We start from the raw sequence: 17,494 nt of genomic DNA, 5'->3' as shown, positions 1-17,494 counted from the left end.
TAGCGGTCTCAGCGGCACGATGATGAAAATTTCAGCGACGCAGGTAGGCGGCGAAGTCGATGTCGCCCGCGCAGAGAATCGCCTGCACGCGGTTGTGCACCTTCAGCTTGCGCAGGATGGCGGAGACGTGCGCCTTCACCGTGGTCTCGGCAATTTCCAGGTTGTAGGCGATCTGCTTGTTCGACTCGCCCTTGGTCATCCGCTCCAGCACCAGCAGCTGCTTGCGGGTCAGCGCCTGCAGCAGTTCCGGTGGGATGCTGTGGTCTTCCTGGCCGCTGCGGCGTGGCGAGGACTTCTGGGTGCGGATGATGTCCGACGGCAGGTAGACGTTGCCGTTGAGAATCTGTTCGATGGCCTCGGTCATCTGCACGCGCGGCGAGGACTTGGTGATGAAACCCACGGCGCCGTAGGTGATGGCTTGCAGGACGACCTGCTTGTCCTGCTCGGCGGAGACGATCACCACCGGGATGGTCGGTGCCTCGTTGCGCAGGCTCATCAGGCCGTTCAGGCCATGCATGCCGGGCATGTTCAGGTCGAGCAGGATCAGGTCGAGATCGTCGTGTTCCTGGGTCAGGCCCAGCGCGCTGTCGAGGTCGGCAGTTTCCATCACTTCGCTGCCGGGGAAGCCGTCGGCGATGACGTTGTGGATCGCCTCGCGGAACAGCGGGTGATCGTCGGCGATCAGGATCTTGTACATGGCCTGCACCTCGTTGTTGTCGTTATGGGCGGTGATCGCAAAGTTATTTCACAGGTTGCGGCTGGGCGTCCTGCAGGGGCAGTCCTGCCTGTTCCCAGGCATCGATACCGTCACGGTACCAGTAGAGGCTGGCATAGCCCAGCGCATGCGCGCGGCGGATGGCGTTCCAGCTCATCCAGCAGTCGGAGCGGCAGTAGAACACCAGCGGGCGTTTGGCATCGCCCTCGGTGAGTCGGGAGAGATTCTGCTCGAAATAGGCCTGCCACTGCGGCTCCAGGGTGCCGGTGCCGACGTTGGCCAGCCACAGGCTGCCGGGCAGGTTGCGGTGCTTTTCGTCTTCGACGAACTGGCCGTTCAAGAAGGTGCGGCGGTAGACGTCCACCAGCCGGGCCTTCGGCTCGCGCTTGAGCAGCGCCTGCAGGGCGGGGGTGTCGAGGGTGACGGCGTGGTCGGCGGAAGGCGGCGTCGGGCTGCGGTACTGGGCCTGGCGATAGCCGTCTGCGGAGAACAGCGGCGTGTCGTCGGCCTGCGCGGCCGGAAGCGTCAGGCTGAGCAGGCACGCGGCGAGGCAGCCGCTCACGTGGCCGTACAGGGCAGTGGCAAGGCGAGGCATGGCAGTATCTCTGATTAGTTCTTCTTGTAGTGGCCATTAGATGCCGGCGCTGCGGCTTTGGAAATTCGACGTCCGGAGGGGCGAACCAGTACCAAAGTAGGAGATTTCACCCCTTGCGCAGGGCGGCGTGCTGCGGGTTGAAGGTCAGCACGGCTAGGCCGGCGAAGAGCAGCGTCAGGCCCAGGCAGACGCCACTGGCCAGCGGATTGAAGCGCTCGTACAGGGCGAAGCGCACCAGTTCCACGGCGTGGCTGAACGGGTTCAGCGCGCACAGCCAGTACAGCCATTGGCTGGCCTCGCGCATCTTCCACAGCGGGTAGAGCGCGGAGGAGAGGAAGAACAGCGGGAAGATGACGAAATTCATCACCCCGGCAAAGTTCTCCAGCTGGCGGATGCCGTTGGAAAGCAGTAATCCCAGCGCGCCCAGCAGCAGGGCGGCCAGCAGCAATGCCGGTAGCGCGGCAACCAGCCCCATCGGCGGCGGCTGCACGCCATACAGCCAGGCGATGAGCAGGAAGGCGTAGACCTGCAACAGCGACACCAGCGCGGTGGCCAACAGCTTGCTGGCGAGCAGGAAGGCACGCGGTAGCGGGCTGGTCAGCAGCACGCGCATGCTGCCCATCTCGCGGTCATAGACCATCGACAGTGAGCCCTGCATGCCATTGAACAGCAGGATCATGCAGCACAGCCCCGGCACTATGTACGTCTCGTAGGTGACGTAGGTGTCGTACGGCTCGATGATCGAAATGCCCAGCGCGGCGCGGAAGCCGGCGGCGAACACCAGCAGCCAGAGCAGCGGCCGCACCAGCGCGCTGAGGAAGCGCGAGCGTTGCAGGACGAAGCGCAGCCATTCGCGCATGACGATGCCGCACAGGCATTGCCAGTAGGCGGCAGGGCCGAGCCGCGGGCTCTCCAGGGCACTCATGCGCAGGCCTCCAGGCGGGTCAGGCGGTGGAAGGTGCGCTCCAGGTTGCCGGCGTCCGCCGCGCAGATGTCCCGCGCCTCGCCACGGGCGACCAGGCGGCCGCGATCGAGCACCAGCAGCGCATCTTCGTCGCGCACCTCGTCCAGCAGGTGGGTGGTCCACAGCACCGCCAGGCCATCCTCGCGGCACAGCCGGCGCACATGGTTGTTGAGCGCCTGGCGCGCCGCCGGGTCGAGCCCGACGCTGGCCTCGTCGAGCAGCAGCAGGCGTGGCCGATGCAGCAGCGCGCGGGCGATCTCCACGCGGCGGCGATGGCCGCCATTGAGCGCGCGGACCTTGTCGCGACGGCGTTCCTGCAATTGCTGGCGGGCCAGCTCGGCGTCGATCCGTTCGTTCGCCACGCTGCGCGGCAGGCCATGCAGGGCGGCGTGGTAGCGCAGGTTCTGCTCCACGCTCAGGTCCAGGTCCAGGGTGCTCTGCTGGAACACCACGCCGAGCTGGCGCAGGGCCAGGCGCGGCTGCTGGCGCAGGCTGTAGCCGAGCACGTTGATCTCGCCCTGCTGCAGGTCGTAGAGCCGAGTGAGCAGGGCAACCAGGGTGGACTTGCCGGCGCCGTTGGGCCCCAGCAGGGCGGTGAAGCGCCCGGCGGGGAGCTCGAACTCCAGGCCGTCGAGGGCGCGACGCGGGCTGTAGGAAAAGCCGAGGTCGCGGACCGTCAGCGCATTCATGGCGTCACCACCACGCCCCACGGATAGCGGCCCACCTTGATCGACTTGGTGACCTTGCGCGAGGCGACATCGATCACCGAGACATCGCCGCTGACGCCGTTGGTGGCCAGCAGGGTCTTCTCGTCCGGGGTGAACGCCAGGTGCCAGACGCGGCGGCCCACCAAGAGGTAGTCGAGGACTTCGAAGGTCTTCGCATCCACCACCGCCACATGGTTGGCCGGGCCGAGGGCGACGAAGGCGTACTTGCCATCGCGGGTCAGTTGCACGCCCACCGGCTGCACCTTGTCCGGGTGCACGCCCTGGATGGCGAAGCGCAGGGTCTTGAGGATCTGGCGGCTGGCGGTGTCGACCACGCTGACGGTGCCGCCGATCTCCGCCGAGACCCAGACCTGCGAGCCGTCGTGGGTGAACTCGGCGTGGCGCGGGCGCTGGTCCACCAGGGTGCTGTCCACCAGCTTCTGGGTCGCGGTGTCGATCCAGTGCAGCATGTTGGTGGTCTCGCTGGTGTTCACCGCCCACTTGCCATCCGGGCTCACCGCCATGCCTTCGGGCTCGACGCCGACGTCGATCTGCCCGAGCACCTGGGCGGTCTGGGTATCGACCACCGTGACCAGCGCATCGTCCTCGTTGGAGACATACAGCCAGCGGTCATTGGGGTGCAGGGCGAACTGCTCGGGGTCGGCGCCCGAGGGCAGTTGCTTGATGATCTTGCGGCTGGCCAGGTCGATCACCTGCACGGTGTCCGAATCGCTGGCGCAGACGTACAGCAGCTTGTTGTCGTGGGACAGCGCCAGTCCGCGCGGGCGCTTGCCGGTGTCGATGGTGCCGGTGACGGCCAGGGTATCCAGGTCGATGACGCTGAGGTTGTTGTCCTTCTCGTTGGAGACGTAGGCGGTGGCGGCGAAGGCGGTGGGTACCAGGCCGAGCGCGAGGCTCAGGCAGGAGAGGGCAAGCAGGCGGGGCATGGGCAGGGTCCTCATGGAATGTTCTTGTTATGGCTTCGCGTCGGCGAGATGGCACTGGCTTTCCGGTGCGTCCAGGCCGAGGCTGTCGAGTTCGCTGGCGGGGTGCAGGAAGCCTTCCTGCGGCGAGGTACTGACCAGGGCGCGCGGCTGCACCAGCGGGATCGGCTGGCGCAACTGGCCGTCCCACGGGCGGAAGCCGAGCTTGTAGCCTTTGAAACCATCCAGCGGCAGGTCAGGGGAGAGCGACAGCTTGCGGATCGCCATGGGGTCGGCATCGCGCAGCCTCGTCACCGCGCTGGCGATGCTGCGCACGGCGATCCAGGCGGCAAAGTCACGGTCGTTCATCCAGCGCCCGGCGTGTTCCTCGAAGCGCTTCTGCAACTGGGCGGCGCCGTAGGTTTCCACGGTCTTGTGCCAGCCGGTGGCGACCAGCCCCTGGGTGCCCGCGACGGGCCGCGGCAACCAGGTGTTGTAGGGCACGTACTCGCCGAAGTCGCCGTGCTCGTCGGCTACCAGCACGGCGTCGTAGTCTTCGCTGGACTGGGTGAACAGCGCCATGTCGGCCTGGGCGCTGCGGCGCTGATCGTTGTCGAAGGTGAAGGGTTTCTCCTCGACGATTTTCGCGCCGAAACGCTTGGCCGAGCGACGCAGGGCGTTGGCGTACAGGGCGTCTTCCGGGCGCTGGCCGACGATCAGCAGCCAGCGCGTCCACTTGCGCAGCACCAGGAACTGGGTGAGGGCGTCGGTCAGCATCAGCCGGCTGGGTAGCGTATGCAGCACGTTTGCCGCGCACTGGCTGGCGCGCAGTTCGTCATCGGCAGCGCCGGCGTTGAACAGCAGGCTGTCCGGCAGCGCGGCGGCCAGTTGGAGCAGCGTGTCTGCCGGGGCGTTGACCACGAACAGGCGCAGGCCGGCGGCGTGCAGGCGCCTGGCTTCGCCCAGCAGCTTTTCCGGGGTATCGGAACTGGCGGCTTCCAGGCTGTAGCGGTGCTTGAGGAAGCGCCCGGTGCTGTTGCTGTCGGTGATCGCCAGCTCGGCGCCGCGCAGGCCGGCGTCGGTAGGTTCGGGGATGACGTTGGACAGCAGTGGCCCCGGATCGGGCGTGTAGCCCAGGTAGCCGATGCGTATCTCCAGTGCAGGGGCTTCCTCGGCACGAGCCCCAAGGCTGAAGGCAGCGGCGCAGGCAACCGCGAGCAGATAGGCGACGCCATGAAGGACGAACTGACGCATGGGCGACTCCCTGGGTGGGCCGGCTTGTTGTTGTGCGGCCAGCATAGGAATCACCCGCGGCGCGGCAAATATGCAGAAAGTACCGGTGGGGCAGTACCAAGGTAGTAGATTGCGCGCGGTGCCCGCGACCTAGGATGGCGCTACAAGAACCAGAAGAGGAGCGTCGCCATGCGTATCGCCGTCACTCTCGTCCTGCCGATCCTGCTGATGCTCAGCCTGTTCGGTTTCGATTTCCTCTACACGCGCAACGGTTACCTGCCGGCGGCAGAACTGCGCGCGCCCATGGCGCCGGTGGGCTGCATCACGGCCTGTCGCGGCGCGAACTAGATGTCTGCGTTGTGGCGGATCAACCTGCTGGTCGGGTTGTTCTTCGCGTTGCTCGCGGCGGTTTGCCTGGCGGTGCTGGTGCATCAGGGCAACGACGATGTGCGCCGTGAGATGGATGCCGCCCGGGGCGTGCTCGAGTACCTGCGTGAAGCGGCGCAGCGCGACCCGGCCAGCCTGGACCCCGACCTCACCGCCGGCCTGCGCCATGTACGCGTGCACTGGCTGGACGCGGGTGCGCCCGCACCGCACACCGGCCTGGACGACTGGCTGGTAACTCGCCTGTATCCCGACCTGCCGGCGCCGACCCTGCTCACGCTGGCCGATGGCCGACGCGTGCAATTGAGCCTGGACCCGCGCGACGAGATCGACGAGGTGCGCGATTCGCTGGTGCAACTGCTGGTGCTGTTCGGTGTATCGCTGCTGGCCAGCCTGCTGGCGATCCGCTGGGCCGTGCAGGGGGGCTTGCGGGTGGTGGAGCAACTGCATGACGCCCTGGGGGATGTCTCCCGTGGCCAGTTCCAGGTACGCCTGCCGGACCACTCCCTGCCCGAGGCGCAGCGCCTGGCCAGCGGCTTCAACGGCATGGCCGGCGAGCTGGAACGTGCCTGCGTGGAAAATGCCGAGCTGACCCGCGCGCTACTCGCGGTGCAGGAGCGCGAGCGGCAGCAACTGGCCCAGGCGCTGCACGATGACATCGGCCAGTACCTCGCCGGCATTCGCGCGCAGGTATTCCTGCTGCGCAGCCTGGAAAGCCAGGACGGTATCGGCTTCGTCACCCTCGACCGCCTGGAGCAGCATTGCCAGGGCCTCAACGAGAGTTTTCGCGCGCTGGTGCGCGACCTTTACCCGGTGGTGCTGGAGCGGGTCAGCCTGGAAGAGGCGCTGCGCCTGCATGTCGAGCAATGGCAGGCCAGCCAGGGGGTGACCTGCAGCCTGCACCTGGAGCCACTGCCGACGCTGCCGACGGTGGCCAAGGCGCACCTGTACCGTCTCCTGCAGGAGGCACTGACCAACGTGGCGCGACATGCCGGAGCCCGCCGGGTTCGGGTGATCCTGCGACGCCATTGCGGGCGGCTCTACCTGTGGGTACGTGATGATGGGCGAGGCTGCAACGGGCTGCCACGGACAGGCATCGGCATGCGTTCCATGCGCGAGCGCGCCCGTTGCCTGGGCGGTGAGCTGCACCTGCGCTCGCGACCGGGTGGCGGCCTGGCCCTGCGCTTGTGGATGCCGTTGGCAGTCGGTGTGGTGGAAGGAGAAAGGGCGTGAAGATTCTGCTGGTGGATGATCATTTCGTGGTCCGCGACGGCGTCGCCGCACTGCTGCGCGGGCTGATCCCCGAGGTCGAGGTGAGCGAGGCCATCGATGGCGAGTCCGCCCTGGAGGCGGTGCAGCGCAGTGTGCCGAGCCTGGTGATCCTGGATATCGGCCTGCCCGGCATCAGTGGCCTGGAAGTCACCCGGCGGTTGCGCCAGCGCCTGCCACAACTGCGCGTGCTGTTCTTCAGCATGCACGACGAGCTGCCGCTGGTACGCCAGGCGCTGGACGCGGGCGCGGCGGGCTATATCACCAAGGGCGCCTCGCCGGCGGTGCTGGTGGAGGCGGTCAGGCGAATATTGGCGGGGCATGCGTACATCGAGCAGCCGCTGGCCACCCAGCTGGCGCGCCAGCCCCAGGGCGCCGACGGCCAGGACCCGCGCCTGCAGGGCATGACCCAGCGCGAGTTCGAGATCTTCGTGATGCTCGCCCGCGGCCTGCCGGTGCGGCAGGTGGCGGAACACCTGTGCATCAGCGCCAAGACGGTGTCAAACCACGTCACCCTGCTCAAGCAGAAGCTGCAGGTGGTGTCCCACGCTGAACTGGTGCACCTGGCGATCGATACCGGTGTGCTGCGGGTCGGTGGCGAAGCCATCGCCGGCTAGCGTCAGCGCTGGTAGAGGATCACCGCCGCGCGCAGCTTGCTGCGGCCGAAGCGGCTCATCTGCTCGAACTCCGCGTGGCTCACCGGGATGTGCTGGCAGTCCAGCGGCTCGCGGTGCTGGCTGTGGTCGACGTCGGGGTCGTGCAGGTAGACGAAGTCCTCGTCGCAGTCGGTGACCGTCACCCAGTGCGGCGCCTTGGAGCGGGTCAGGCGGTAGCTGCTGATCAGCACCATCGGCTGGCCGCCTGCCTCCAGCGCGCTGTCGATATCCAACTGGTTGAGCAGCAGTTGCTCCACGTCGCTGCGAGCCAGTTCGGCGGCGAAGTCCTCGTGGACCAGGCGCATGACTTCGCGCTTTTCCTCGCTGCGCACGCCATCGAGGAACAACGGGCCATCTTCTGACAGCTGCAACTGCACACGGAATCCCCGTCGGTGCGCCGCCAGCGCCAGGCCCTGCGGGCTGCAGCCGCCGTGGCCTGCGGTCATGTAGATAGTGGTCGCCTCGCGCCACAGACGCAGCTCCTCGCTGCGCTCCAGGCGGCGCTGGGGTTGCAGCGCGCCCATGGCCATCAGCAGCGCCGAGGGGCCGCACGTGAACTCGGTGGTTTGCCGGTAGTAAGGCACGTGACGGTGCGTGCGTTCGTTGATCTGGCGGATACGCTTCTCGAAGCGCAGCGCTTCGCTGTGGTCTTCGTAGTAGTCGCGTACCGTGGCAAACGGACGGTAGCCGTTACGCTCATAGAGAGCAATGGCACCGCGGTTGTCCGGCCGTACTTCCAGGCGCAGGTAGGCGCAGTCGTTCTCCAGCGCCTCGGCCTCGGCGCGGTCCAGCAGCTTCTGGCCCAGGCCGATGCCGCGCGCACGCTCGTCCACGGCAATGGAGTACAGGCGTGCCAGTGACGTGCCCTGGTGGAACAGCACCAGCGCGTAGCCGAGCAGAACGCCGTCAGATTCGGCGACGGTGAGGCTGGCGTGGGCGCGGGTGATCATCCACTGGAAGTTGCGGCGGGACAGGCGGTCGTGTTCGAAACAACGGTTTTCCATCTCGACCAGGGCGTGCAGGTCGTCGGCGGAGGCGGCGCGGAACTGGAGTTTCATAGAGTAAGCATTCGTTAATCTGCGGGGCGCACCGTGTCGGTGCTGGCTGCGAACGGGCGCGGTTCAATGCGGTCGAAGCAGCAACCAGTATTGTCCTGGCCTATCGGCGCGGCAAGCGCGGGGCAACTTCGGAGGTGTCGTGAGCAAGCTGTTCATCATCGTGGAGCGCAAGGAAGACTGGGCCTCCTACTATCCCAGTGAAGATGTGGTCAGCGCCCAGGAATACCTGGAGATGCCCATCGACGACGACAACGGCAAGCGTGTGCAGGTGATCAACCTGTGCCGCAACTACAAGTACCTGGGCCATGGCTATTACTGCTCGCTGCTGGCCGAGGCGCGCGGGCACAAGGTGATTCCGTCGGTGCGCAGCATCAGCGAACTGGCGAAGAAGTCGCTTTACAGCCTGGCCCTGGAGGACCTGGAGAAAACCCTCGACAAGGCGCTGGCCGATCATCCCTACGGCAGCACCGACGGTTTCACCCTGACGCTGTACTTCGGCCGCACCGACATCGAGCCGCTGCAGGACCTGGCGCGCCAGCTGTTCGAGGCGCTGCCGTGCCCGATGCTGCTGGTGGAGTTCCGCAAGAACCGGGGCTGGCATATCGAAGGCGTGAAGCCGGGGAACATCCACAAGCTGCGCGAGGACCAGGAGGAGCAATTCGCCAATGCGCTGGATGGCTTCAGCCGGCAGATATGGCGCAAGCCGCGCTCGCGCAAGCAGTACCGCTATGACCTGGCGATCCTGCACGATCCGGAGGAGGCCTTCCCCCCGTCCGATCGCAAGGCGCTGAAGAATTTCATCCGCGTGGGAAAGACCCTGGGCATCGACGTCGAACTGATCGAAAAGAAGGACTACTCGCGCCTGGCCGAATACGACGCGCTGCTGATCCGCGAGACCACCAGCGTCAGCGACCATACCTATCGCTTCGCCAAGAAGGCCGAGAGCGAGGGAATGGTGGTGATGGACGATCCGGTGTCGATCCTGCGCTGCACCAACAAGGTCTACCTGGCCGACCTGCTGCGCAGCCACAAGCTGGGCATGCCGGCCACCGAGATCCTCTACAAGGACAACCCGCAGGAGCTGGAAAAAGTCGGCGAGCGCCTGGGCTTCCCGCTGGTGCTGAAGATTCCCGATGGCAGCTTCTCGCGCGGGGTGATCAAGGTGGGCAACCAGGAGGAGCTGCTCAAGGCCAGCGCCGAATTGTTCGAGCGCTCGGTGCTGCTGCTGGCGCAGGAGTTCTTTTATACCGAATACGACTGGCGGATCGGCGTCCTCAACCAGAAGCCCATATTCGCCTGCCAGTACTTCATGTCCAAGGGGCACTGGCAGATCTACGATCACAGCCCTGGCGCGCAGGAAGTGAGCGGCGATTTCCGCACCATGGCCGTGCACGAGGCACCGCGCAAAGTGGTGGAACTGGCGGTGAAAACCGCGAACCTGATCGGCGACGGGCTCTACGGCGTGGACCTGAAACAGTCCGGGGAGCGGGTGGTGGTGATCGAGGTGAACGACAACCCGAACATCGATTGCGGGGTGGAGGATGTGTACCTGGGGGACGACCTCTACAAGCTGGTGCTGGAGGAGTTCGTGCGGCGCCTGGAAGTCAAGCGGCGAGGGCAGGGTTGGTGAGATCGATTCGACATTGACCTTATAGGAAAACGGTCAATGGACGGCGTCAATATATTGCTAGCTTTACAAACTGGAGCGCCAACCAACTGTTTTTTAAAGTTTTTCAAAATAATGGCGCCAAGGAAGGGAGCATGCTCGAGGCAGCCGCGAATACTCGTCGCCTGCTGGTGGTCGATCCATGCGACGACTGCCGCAGGTTATTACCCGGACTACGGGCAGCAGGGTGGGAGGTAGACAGTTGCGAGCTGGATAGCGCCAGCAATCGCGGCTGTGACGTCGGCCTGCTGCGTCTGCAACCCCGACATCTTGAACGCCGGGAGTCCGTCAAGGAACTCATCAGCCGCAGCGGCACGGAGTGGATAGCCGTGCTCAGCCCGGAGGTCCTGCCCCTGAATGAGGTGGGCGATTTCGTCAGTGAGTGGTTCTTCGATTTCCATACCTTGCCCTTCGATGTGGCGCGCGTGCAGGTCACCCTCGGCCGTGCGTTCGGCATGGCGCGCCTGCGTGGGCGCGGCAGCGTGCACAGCGATGAGCATGAGCACGAGCTGCTGGGCGAAAGCCGTGATGTCCGGGAGCTGCGCAAGCTGTTGGCGAAATTCGCGCCGACCGAGTCTCCCGTGTTGATCCGCGGCGAGAGCGGTACCGGCAAGGAACTGGTGGCGCGCACGCTGCATCGTCAGTCGCGGCGGGCGATCCGCCCCTTCGTGGCGATCAACTGCGGGGCGATGCCGGATAACCTGATCCAGTCGGAACTCTTCGGCCACGAGAAGGGATCGTTCACCGGCGCGCACCAGCGCAAGATCGGCCGCTTCGAACAGGCTAACGGCGGCACGCTGTTCCTTGACGAGGTGGGCGACCTGCCGCTGGAGTTGCAGGCCAACCTGTTGCGCGTGCTGCAGGAGAAACAGATCGAAAGGGTCGGCGGCAGCCAGCCGATCGACGTCGATGTGCGGGTGCTGGCGGCGACCCACGTGGACCTGGAGCAGGCGATCCGCGCCGGCCAGTTCCGCGAGGACCTCTACTACCGGCTCAATGTCCTGCAGGTGTCGACTTCGCCGCTGCGCGAGCGCAACGGTGACCTGGCATTGCTGGCCAACCACTTCGCCCACCTCTACAGCGTCGAAACCGGACGACGGCCGCGCCGTTTCTCCGATGATGCCCTGGCGGCGATGGCCGAGCACGGCTGGCCCGGCAATGTGCGCGAACTGGCCAACCGGGTGCGGCGTGGCCTGGTACTGGCCGAGGGGCGACAGATCGAGGCCCGCGACCTGGGCCTGGAGCGGGAGAAGGGCCGCTCGGTGCACCTGCCGCTGGTGACCCTGGAGGAATACAAGCTCGGCGCCGAGCGCCAGGCCATGTGCGATGCGCTGGCCAGGCACGGCGACAATCTCAGCGTGGCGGCGCGGATGCTGGGCATCTCGCGGCCGACCTTCTATCGCTTGTTGCACAAGCACCAGTTGCGCTAGGGCGGGGATACCGGTCGGGGCGGGAGCGGACGCGGATCCGTTGCCCGCCGCGATTCGGTGGACTCGGATAGGGCGTTTCGTGCTGGCGTAGGAGCGGACTCTGTCCGCGATGCTGTCCGGCGCAATTGCAGCCTATCGCGGACGGAGTCCGCTCCTACGAGATGCTTCTGCGCTTGGGTCGGCTCTCACCCCAGCCCTCTCCCTTTGGGAGAGGGCTGGGGTGAGAGGAAAGTATCGGCACGGATTCACCGGAAGAAGACAGTTGCTCCTACGTACAGGTGACGATCTCTGGAAAAGACAAAGGCCCCGAAAAGGGGCCTTTGCATTCGGACTGCCGAGCCGTCAGAAGTAATACGGGAATTTCACGCTGAAGCTGAAATCCGGCGCATCCGGCGAGATGCCGATGGACAGGTTCGGCACGATGGTCAGGTTGGGGCTCCAGGCGTAGGTCAGGCCCCAGTTGAAGTACGCCGCGTTGGCGTCGCTGCCGGTGACGGTGGTCCAGTCGCCGCCGTCGGCCTTGATCTTGCTCTTCTGGGCGATCAGGTCGGAGAAGGAGAACGACATGCTGGTCTTCTCGTTGAGGGCGAATGCCACGCCCGCACCGATCTGGAACCAGTCGCCGAGGTCGACCTTGCCTTTCTGTTTCACCCCCTCGGTGGGGCTGATGTCGTCGAAGGACTCCTCGAGGTTGTAGGTGTAGGAGAGGCTGCCGAACAGCACGGCGGGGTCCACGGTCTTGACCAGCGAGATGCCGGGGGTGAGCGACCAGACGCCGTTGCCGGTGGGCAGCGACTCGGGCACGTTGAGGTTGTCGTTGTCCGAGGCGCGCTTGAGCTTGATGCCGTACGGGTCCTTGCCGGTGGGCGCCTTGACCCGCAGGCTGACCACTGCGTCGGGGCGCGACTCGGTTTCGTCCATGAACTTGTAGGCGATGCCGAAGTTGACGTCGCCCAGGGTCGGGTCGCGGGTGACTGTCTCGTCGGTGGATTGCGCGGTCGAGTTGCCGGCGCCTGCCGACTGGTAGGTGCTCTCGCGATAAACCACCGGGGCGTTGATGTCGAACTGCCAACGGTTGTTCCAGTTGTAGCGGCCGGTGAGGTCCAGGGTCCAGTTGTCGGCGTTGATGTTGTCCACGCCGATGTTGCCCAGGAAGATGGTGTCCAGCGCCAGGAAGCCGTTGAGGATCAGCTGCTTGGTGTCGTAGTGGGTATAGGTCAGGCCCGTCTCGAAGCTGAACGCGCCATTGCCGAAGAAGCCACTGGCCTCGTCGTAGAGGTTTTCCACGCTCTTGGGCGGGCTGGCGTCATCCTTGAGCGACTCGCCGTAGGAGCTGCCGCTGGCGGCAACGGTGTTGCCGGTTCCGGGAGGTGTGGGCTTGCCGGTAGAGGTGACCAGGCGCTTGGGCTGGGCCGGCGCGGCTGGTGCTTCTTCCACCTGCCTGACCCGCTGCTCGAGCACCATCAGGGCTTTCTGCTGAGCCTCATAGCGTTGCTTGAGTTCGAGAAGTTCCTGTTTCAAAGCCTCCACCTCGGCTTCCGTCGCTGCAGCGGCGTAGGTCGAGGGGAGTAATGCGGATACACAGATTGCAGTTCCTAGCGTTAGCGATCGGTGCATGGCGCGCTGTCCTTCTTATTAGGTTGGACTTCACAGTCGCACTGGAGCGTAGATCACATACCCATAGTGCGAAGCCCTTTGAGTTGGTCGAGATTGCAGTCGAGCGCTCCAGACGACGGAAGGTTGTTTTTCAGCACTACGCTGAGCTGCGCCAGGTTGTTGACGGCGTTACTTCCGCCGACCATCTGCGCGGCCTGCAGCAGGCCGCCGGCGGCCAGTTGCTGCATCGCGGCGCCTTGTCCGTTGGCATTGATCGCCAACTGAATGCCGCCATTGCCCGGTGTCACGCTGACGGTGCCGGCGCCGTTGCTGGCGCTGATTGGCGAATTGTTCAGCGGGGTGCCTTCCTGGGCCACGACCGGTGCCTGGTTGGCTTCCTTCACGTCGATGCTGACGTTGTTGGAGGCAGTGTTGTAGTCGCCTGCGGCGCGCACGCTCTGGGTGACGCCCTGGGTCTGGTTGAGGCCGGCGCCACCGGTGACGCTGCCCGTACCGGCAGCCGGTGCGGCACCATTGCCTTTCTCATCGATGGTGGAGACGTAGAACTGCGGTTTGATGGTCGATTCCTGGATCTGCATGCTGACCTTGGCGCCGATGTTGTCGCCCACGGCGTTCTTCCAGGTACTGCTCATGACGATACCAAAGCTGATGACCCGGCCAGGCATCACGTACTTGCCGCGAAGTTGGGCCAGCTCCTGGTCTTTCAGCTCGATCGGCTTGAATACGCTCTCCGCCTGGACCGGCAGGCAGGCCACGAAACAGGTGGCGGCAAGCAGCGGGATCAGTTTCATGTTGTTCTCCCCGGAAGGATTCCTGCCTTCCGTTCTGGTTCGGTCAGAGGAAGTCGCTCTGGAGGAAGCCGAATTCCATGAGTTCGGCATCCTTGACCGGGCGGAAGGCATTGAGTCGGTCCTTGGCTGTCAGCGGGTCTGGTGGGCTCATCAGGGCGTTGGCCTGTTCGTAGCCCGGACCGATGACGGCGAAGATGATGCCGTTCCAGCCTTTGAGAAAATCTTCCTGAGTGAAGCGCTTGTGGCCCAGTACCGGATCGCCGATGTAGACGTAGCCCTTGTAGGCTCGCTGCATCACGACGAAATGCTTGTAGCCACGGATATCCATCAGCACTATCACCGGGATCGTCAGCTTCTCCAGCGAGGCCGCGGGGATTCGATACCCGCGAGCCCGCATGCCGATGCCTTCCAGGTAGGTCTTCATGTCGAGCATGGAGAAGCCCTGGGTGCGCACCAGGTCCGGGTCGGCCCGGACCAGCATCCCCTTGATCACGAACTCCTCGTCCACGTCCAGCGCATAGGCCTGGCGGAGGATCGTCGCCAGCGCGGCGGCGCCGCAGCTGAAGTCGGTCTTCTGCTGGACCAGGTTGCTGAACTTGCGCTCGCGGATGCTCTCGACGTGTTTGTAGGCCATGGAGCCGCCGGGAAGAATGGCGAAGGGGAGTTGCGCGGCCTGCGTCGTGAGCGAGAAGAGGGCGAGCAAAAGCAGGGCGGACGTACGCATGATCGTGACGCCTGGGGGTCAGCTCAGGAGAAAGGAGGCTCCGTTGCCGGAGCCTCCAGGTACAGCGCTGTGTCGCTTACATGCAGGCTTTGCAACCTGCGGCGATGGACAGCGAGTTGCTCTGCTGGTTGCCTACGCCAGCTGCAACGTTCGCACCCAGGTTGCCCGACACATTGTTGAGCGAGTTGCTGATGGTGGCGTCGTTCTTGACCGGGTCCTTCCAGCCGGTGGGCACCAGCACCTGATAGGTGGCCTGGCCTTTCAGGTCAACAGTGCCGGCTTCGACGAAGAACAGCGGGTCCTTGTCTTCCTTGCTGCCGCCGCTGCTGTGACGGTCGTCTTTGCCGCCACGGCTGCTTTCGTCCACGACGTAGCCAGTGCCTGCGCCCTTGTAGGTGCCCTTGGCGCTGAACTCGGACTTCAGGGTTTCCTTGTCGTAGGTCAGGAAGGCGACGTTACCCACGGTATTGCCACTGGAAGTCTGGGTGGCGCCACTGTTGGACTCGGCAGTACGACCACCGGACACGGCGGCGGCCATGTCGTTTTTCTGTTGGTTGTAGTTGCCGGAGGTGATGTTGATGCCGATGTTCCCCGAGGAGTTGCTGCCGGAGTTGTTCAGCGAAGCCTTGTTGGTGGTGGAGAAGTTCCAGGCCTGGTTGCCGGTGTTGTTCTGGGTCACATCGGTGGACGCATAGGCACTGCCGAAGATGAAGTGCTCGTCAGCGGTGGCGAGTGCGGCGGCGTTGGCCTGTTGGTTCATGTCGCCGGCAGCCACGTTGACGCCCACGTTGCCCGACGCGGTCCCCAGGGAGCTGTCGACCGTCGCGGTGTTCTTGGTACCCATGTTGACGACGGTGTTTTCGCTGCTTTCCTGGGTATCCTGGACCGTTGCGCTCGAGCCCGCCGGAATCCGCGGATCCTTGTAGGGATCGTACGGGGTCTGCGGTTGATGCTGCTCATGGCCATTGTTGTGGCCATTGTTGTGCCCGTTGTTGTTACGGTTATCCGCTTGCACCGCTACAGCCATGATCGCTGCGACAGCGAATACCAAGGGCTTGAGAGCCATTGTGGGTTTCATGGTGTATCTCCTTTGCTTTGTTTGGCGTGTTTAGTGTTATAGGAGTTGGCTTGGGTCAATCCGCGACCCGGATGCTCAGGGTGTTGGCAATGCGATTGCCGACCCCGGCGCTCTGGCTCACCTGAACTACGCCACGACTGCCGGCAAAGGCCTGGTCGCTGGTGACGACCTGCCGGTTACCCGCGGAGGAGTTAGCTGGGCCTGAGTTCACTGGCAGCGCGACGTTCTGCTGGGAAAGCACGCTGTCATCGACGCTCTGCGGTACGGCGCTGACGCTGATCCGCATGGCGTTCACTTGCTGGTTGGCGGCGCCAGCAGCCTGGTTCACGCCCAGTGCGCCGTTGCCGTTGGTGAAGGCGTTGCCGGTGATGCTGGCTGACGCCGCCTGGCTGGGGTCGACGAAGGCGTTGACCGTTTGCCGGAACTGGGTGGTGGCGGGGCCGTTGGTGCCGATCGCAATGCTCCGGCCGTTGGCTTGTTGCTGCGCATCGCCGGCGGCCTGGTTAACGCTGGCCACGCCGTTGTAATTGCGCACGGCGCTGTCGATGTTGGCGTTGTTGACCGTCGAGGGATCGGCGGCGAAGGAGGAGGCGGCGCAGAAGAGCAGGGGCAGGGCGAGCAGTCGGGCTTTCATCTCAGCGATCTCCCGTCAGCATGCGTAGCGGTGAGAGGCCTTGCTGCACTGTGCGGTTCACCGAATTGGAGATGCCGCCCCCAGCGCCCATGCCTCCGCCGAGCGTGCCGTTGTTGAGGCTCTGGTTGCTGCCGTTGTCCATGCCTACCAGCGTGCCGCCGGGAAGGATGTGGCGCTCCAGGGTGGAGCCGCTGGTGACGCCGGCGAAATCGCTGTCGCTCAGTTCGGCATTACCGGTCTGGCGCACGACCTGGCTGGAGATGTTGGGATTGACGGTGATCGGATTCGGATCGGGAATATCGGTGGGACGTGTCGCGACGCGTGGCTGCACGGTACGTTGCAGAACGATGGTGCCGTCACCAGCCTGGACGGTGGGGCACAGTGCAGTGCTGGCCACTCCGCAAGCGAGCGTGACAAACAGACCGACGATCCTTGAGTCGATGTTCCCCATGATGGCGGTTCCTTCTTGGTGCGCTGAGCCCTAACCAGCGGTACCAAGGTGGAGCAGATGCCGTGCCGCTTTTGATCTGTCATTGAGAATCAATGACATAGCCGAAAGCACCATGAACCGTTGCGAGGCGAATGTCTCGGTGCTGATACAGGACCGTCGTACCAAAGCCCTCCAGAGGCCTTGGAACGGGGCCTTGATCACCGATGAAGCGGATTGTGTTGCGGCGTTGATACACAACTTTGGGTGGGGAGGGGCGAGGTGCAGCCCGCAGGCGTTTGCGGCAATTCCGGTGTTTCAGCGCGCTAACACAATGGGCTGATTTGTAGGCTTTCTGGTACTTGAGTACTGCTGTCTTTTCAATGAATTAGGCATTTTGCATGATGGCGCGAACCGGCCCGGATCGTGGTTGTCTGCATCTTCCTGGCAACGGTGGGAAGAGATTCCTTGCGAAAGTGCCAACGCTTCCTCTACCGGAGCTGCGCAAGAGAAATTTTTGTGAATTTCATAGCGCCCGACGGCCAATGCATTAGCATGCGACGCCGTTGCGGCGCTTGCGCGCCTGGAGCAGGCAGCGGAACAAAACCATTAGAAACGTGCGA

The 17,494-nt window shown here is 64.6% G+C and carries 18 protein-coding genes; 5 read left to right on the top strand and 13 right to left on the bottom strand.

Annotated elements, in window-relative coordinates:
* Positions 1 to 31: 31 nt before the first annotated feature.
* From agmR to RS899_RS12010, 6 genes are all read right to left on the bottom strand, one after another.
* Complete coding sequence (agmR, locus tag RS899_RS12035) at positions 32 to 697, bottom strand: response regulator AgmR (RefSeq protein ID WP_024764454.1); 666 nt, start codon at positions 695 to 697, stop codon at positions 32 to 34.
* A 43-nt stretch (positions 698 to 740) separates the two neighbouring features.
* Positions 741 to 1,310: a PQQ-dependent catabolism-associated CXXCW motif protein gene (locus RS899_RS12030; protein ID WP_082450473.1), complete on the bottom strand. Its 570-nt coding sequence runs from the start codon at positions 1,308 to 1,310 to the stop codon at positions 741 to 743.
* A 106-nt stretch (positions 1,311 to 1,416) separates the two neighbouring features.
* Entirely contained in the window at positions 1,417 to 2,235 is an 819-nt protein-coding gene (locus RS899_RS12025; protein WP_233300201.1) for an ABC transporter permease, read from the bottom strand.
* Entirely contained in the window at positions 2,232 to 2,963 is a 732-nt protein-coding gene (locus RS899_RS12020) for an ABC transporter ATP-binding protein (protein ID WP_315810048.1), read from the bottom strand. Before RS899_RS12020 ends, RS899_RS12025 begins: the two co-directional genes overlap by 4 nt.
* Positions 2,960 to 3,928 carry a YVTN family beta-propeller repeat protein gene (locus RS899_RS12015; RefSeq protein WP_315810047.1) on the bottom strand — a complete coding sequence of 323 codons (969 nt, stop codon included), beginning with the start codon at positions 3,926 to 3,928 and terminating at the stop codon, positions 2,960 to 2,962. The genes RS899_RS12020 and RS899_RS12015 overlap by 4 nt, the downstream gene beginning before the upstream one ends.
* Before the next feature lie 27 nt (positions 3,929 to 3,955).
* A complete protein-coding gene (locus RS899_RS12010) occupies positions 3,956 to 5,158 on the bottom strand; it encodes an ABC transporter substrate-binding protein (RefSeq protein ID WP_315810046.1) in 1,203 nt (400 codons plus the stop codon).
* 168 nt (positions 5,159 to 5,326) lie between these two features.
* On the opposite strand from RS899_RS12010, the gene RS899_RS12005 reads away from it, so the two are divergent.
* The 3 genes from RS899_RS12005 to RS899_RS11995 are packed head-to-tail and all read left to right on the top strand — an operon-like array spanning position 5,327 to position 7,407.
* Complete coding sequence (locus RS899_RS12005) at positions 5,327 to 5,485, top strand: hypothetical protein (protein ID WP_233300198.1); 159 nt, start codon at positions 5,327 to 5,329, stop codon at positions 5,483 to 5,485.
* The gene (locus RS899_RS12000) at positions 5,486 to 6,754 is read left to right on the top strand and encodes a HAMP domain-containing sensor histidine kinase (RefSeq protein WP_233300197.1); all 1,269 of its coding nucleotides are present in this window, start codon (positions 5,486 to 5,488) and stop codon (positions 6,752 to 6,754) included.
* Positions 6,751 to 7,407 (top strand): response regulator transcription factor, encoded by a 657-nt coding sequence (locus RS899_RS11995; RefSeq protein WP_054906949.1) that lies wholly within the window; start codon positions 6,751 to 6,753, stop codon positions 7,405 to 7,407. The genes RS899_RS12000 and RS899_RS11995 overlap by 4 nt, the downstream gene beginning before the upstream one ends.
* 2 nt (positions 7,408 to 7,409) lie before the next feature.
* Here RS899_RS11995 and RS899_RS11990 read toward each other — a convergent pair whose 3' ends face one another.
* Positions 7,410 to 8,504, bottom strand: coding sequence for a GNAT family N-acetyltransferase/peptidase C39 family protein (locus RS899_RS11990; protein WP_315810045.1), 1,095 nt, complete (start codon positions 8,502 to 8,504; stop codon positions 7,410 to 7,412).
* A 139-nt stretch (positions 8,505 to 8,643) separates the two neighbouring features.
* Here RS899_RS11990 and RS899_RS11985 point away from each other — a divergent pair, with 139 nt between their 5' ends.
* The gene (locus tag RS899_RS11985; RefSeq protein WP_315810044.1) at positions 8,644 to 10,134 is read left to right on the top strand and encodes a RimK family protein; all 1,491 of its coding nucleotides are present in this window, start codon (positions 8,644 to 8,646) and stop codon (positions 10,132 to 10,134) included.
* Between the two features lie 131 nt (positions 10,135 to 10,265).
* Entirely contained in the window at positions 10,266 to 11,600 is a 1,335-nt protein-coding gene (locus RS899_RS11980) for a sigma-54 dependent transcriptional regulator (RefSeq protein ID WP_054906946.1), read from the top strand.
* 342 nt (positions 11,601 to 11,942) lie between these two features.
* On the opposite strand, the gene RS899_RS11975 is transcribed toward RS899_RS11980, so the two are convergent.
* The 6 genes from RS899_RS11975 to RS899_RS11950 all read right to left on the bottom strand — a co-directional run bounded on the left by RS899_RS11975 (position 11,943) and on the right by RS899_RS11950 (position 16,895).
* Positions 11,943 to 13,217, bottom strand: coding sequence for a hypothetical protein (locus tag RS899_RS11975; RefSeq protein WP_054906945.1), 1,275 nt, complete (start codon positions 13,215 to 13,217; stop codon positions 11,943 to 11,945).
* A gap of 53 nt (positions 13,218 to 13,270) precedes the next feature.
* Positions 13,271 to 14,008 carry a hypothetical protein gene (locus tag RS899_RS11970; protein WP_315810043.1) on the bottom strand — a complete coding sequence of 246 codons (738 nt, stop codon included), beginning with the start codon at positions 14,006 to 14,008 and terminating at the stop codon, positions 13,271 to 13,273.
* A 43-nt stretch (positions 14,009 to 14,051) separates the two neighbouring features.
* Positions 14,052 to 14,732 (bottom strand): C39 family peptidase, encoded by a 681-nt coding sequence (locus tag RS899_RS11965; protein WP_054906943.1) that lies wholly within the window; start codon positions 14,730 to 14,732, stop codon positions 14,052 to 14,054.
* 76 nt (positions 14,733 to 14,808) lie between these two features.
* Positions 14,809 to 15,810: a hypothetical protein gene (locus tag RS899_RS11960; RefSeq protein WP_054906942.1), complete on the bottom strand. Its 1,002-nt coding sequence runs from the start codon at positions 15,808 to 15,810 to the stop codon at positions 14,809 to 14,811.
* A gap of 55 nt (positions 15,811 to 15,865) precedes the next feature.
* Positions 15,866 to 16,444 carry a hypothetical protein gene (locus RS899_RS11955; RefSeq protein WP_054906941.1) on the bottom strand — a complete coding sequence of 193 codons (579 nt, stop codon included), beginning with the start codon at positions 16,442 to 16,444 and terminating at the stop codon, positions 15,866 to 15,868.
* A gap of 1 nt (position 16,445) precedes the next feature.
* Complete coding sequence (locus RS899_RS11950; RefSeq protein WP_054906940.1) at positions 16,446 to 16,895, bottom strand: hypothetical protein; 450 nt, start codon at positions 16,893 to 16,895, stop codon at positions 16,446 to 16,448.
* Between the last annotated feature and the right edge of the window lie 599 nt (positions 16,896 to 17,494).

This window comes from Pseudomonas sp. C9-3, from assembly GCF_032392015.1.
GTDB classification, from domain to species: Bacteria; Pseudomonadota; Gammaproteobacteria; order Pseudomonadales; family Pseudomonadaceae; genus Pseudomonas; species Pseudomonas nitroreducens.
Note: the sequence above shows the minus strand (reverse complement) of the source record. Positions and strands in the feature narration are given on the sequence as shown.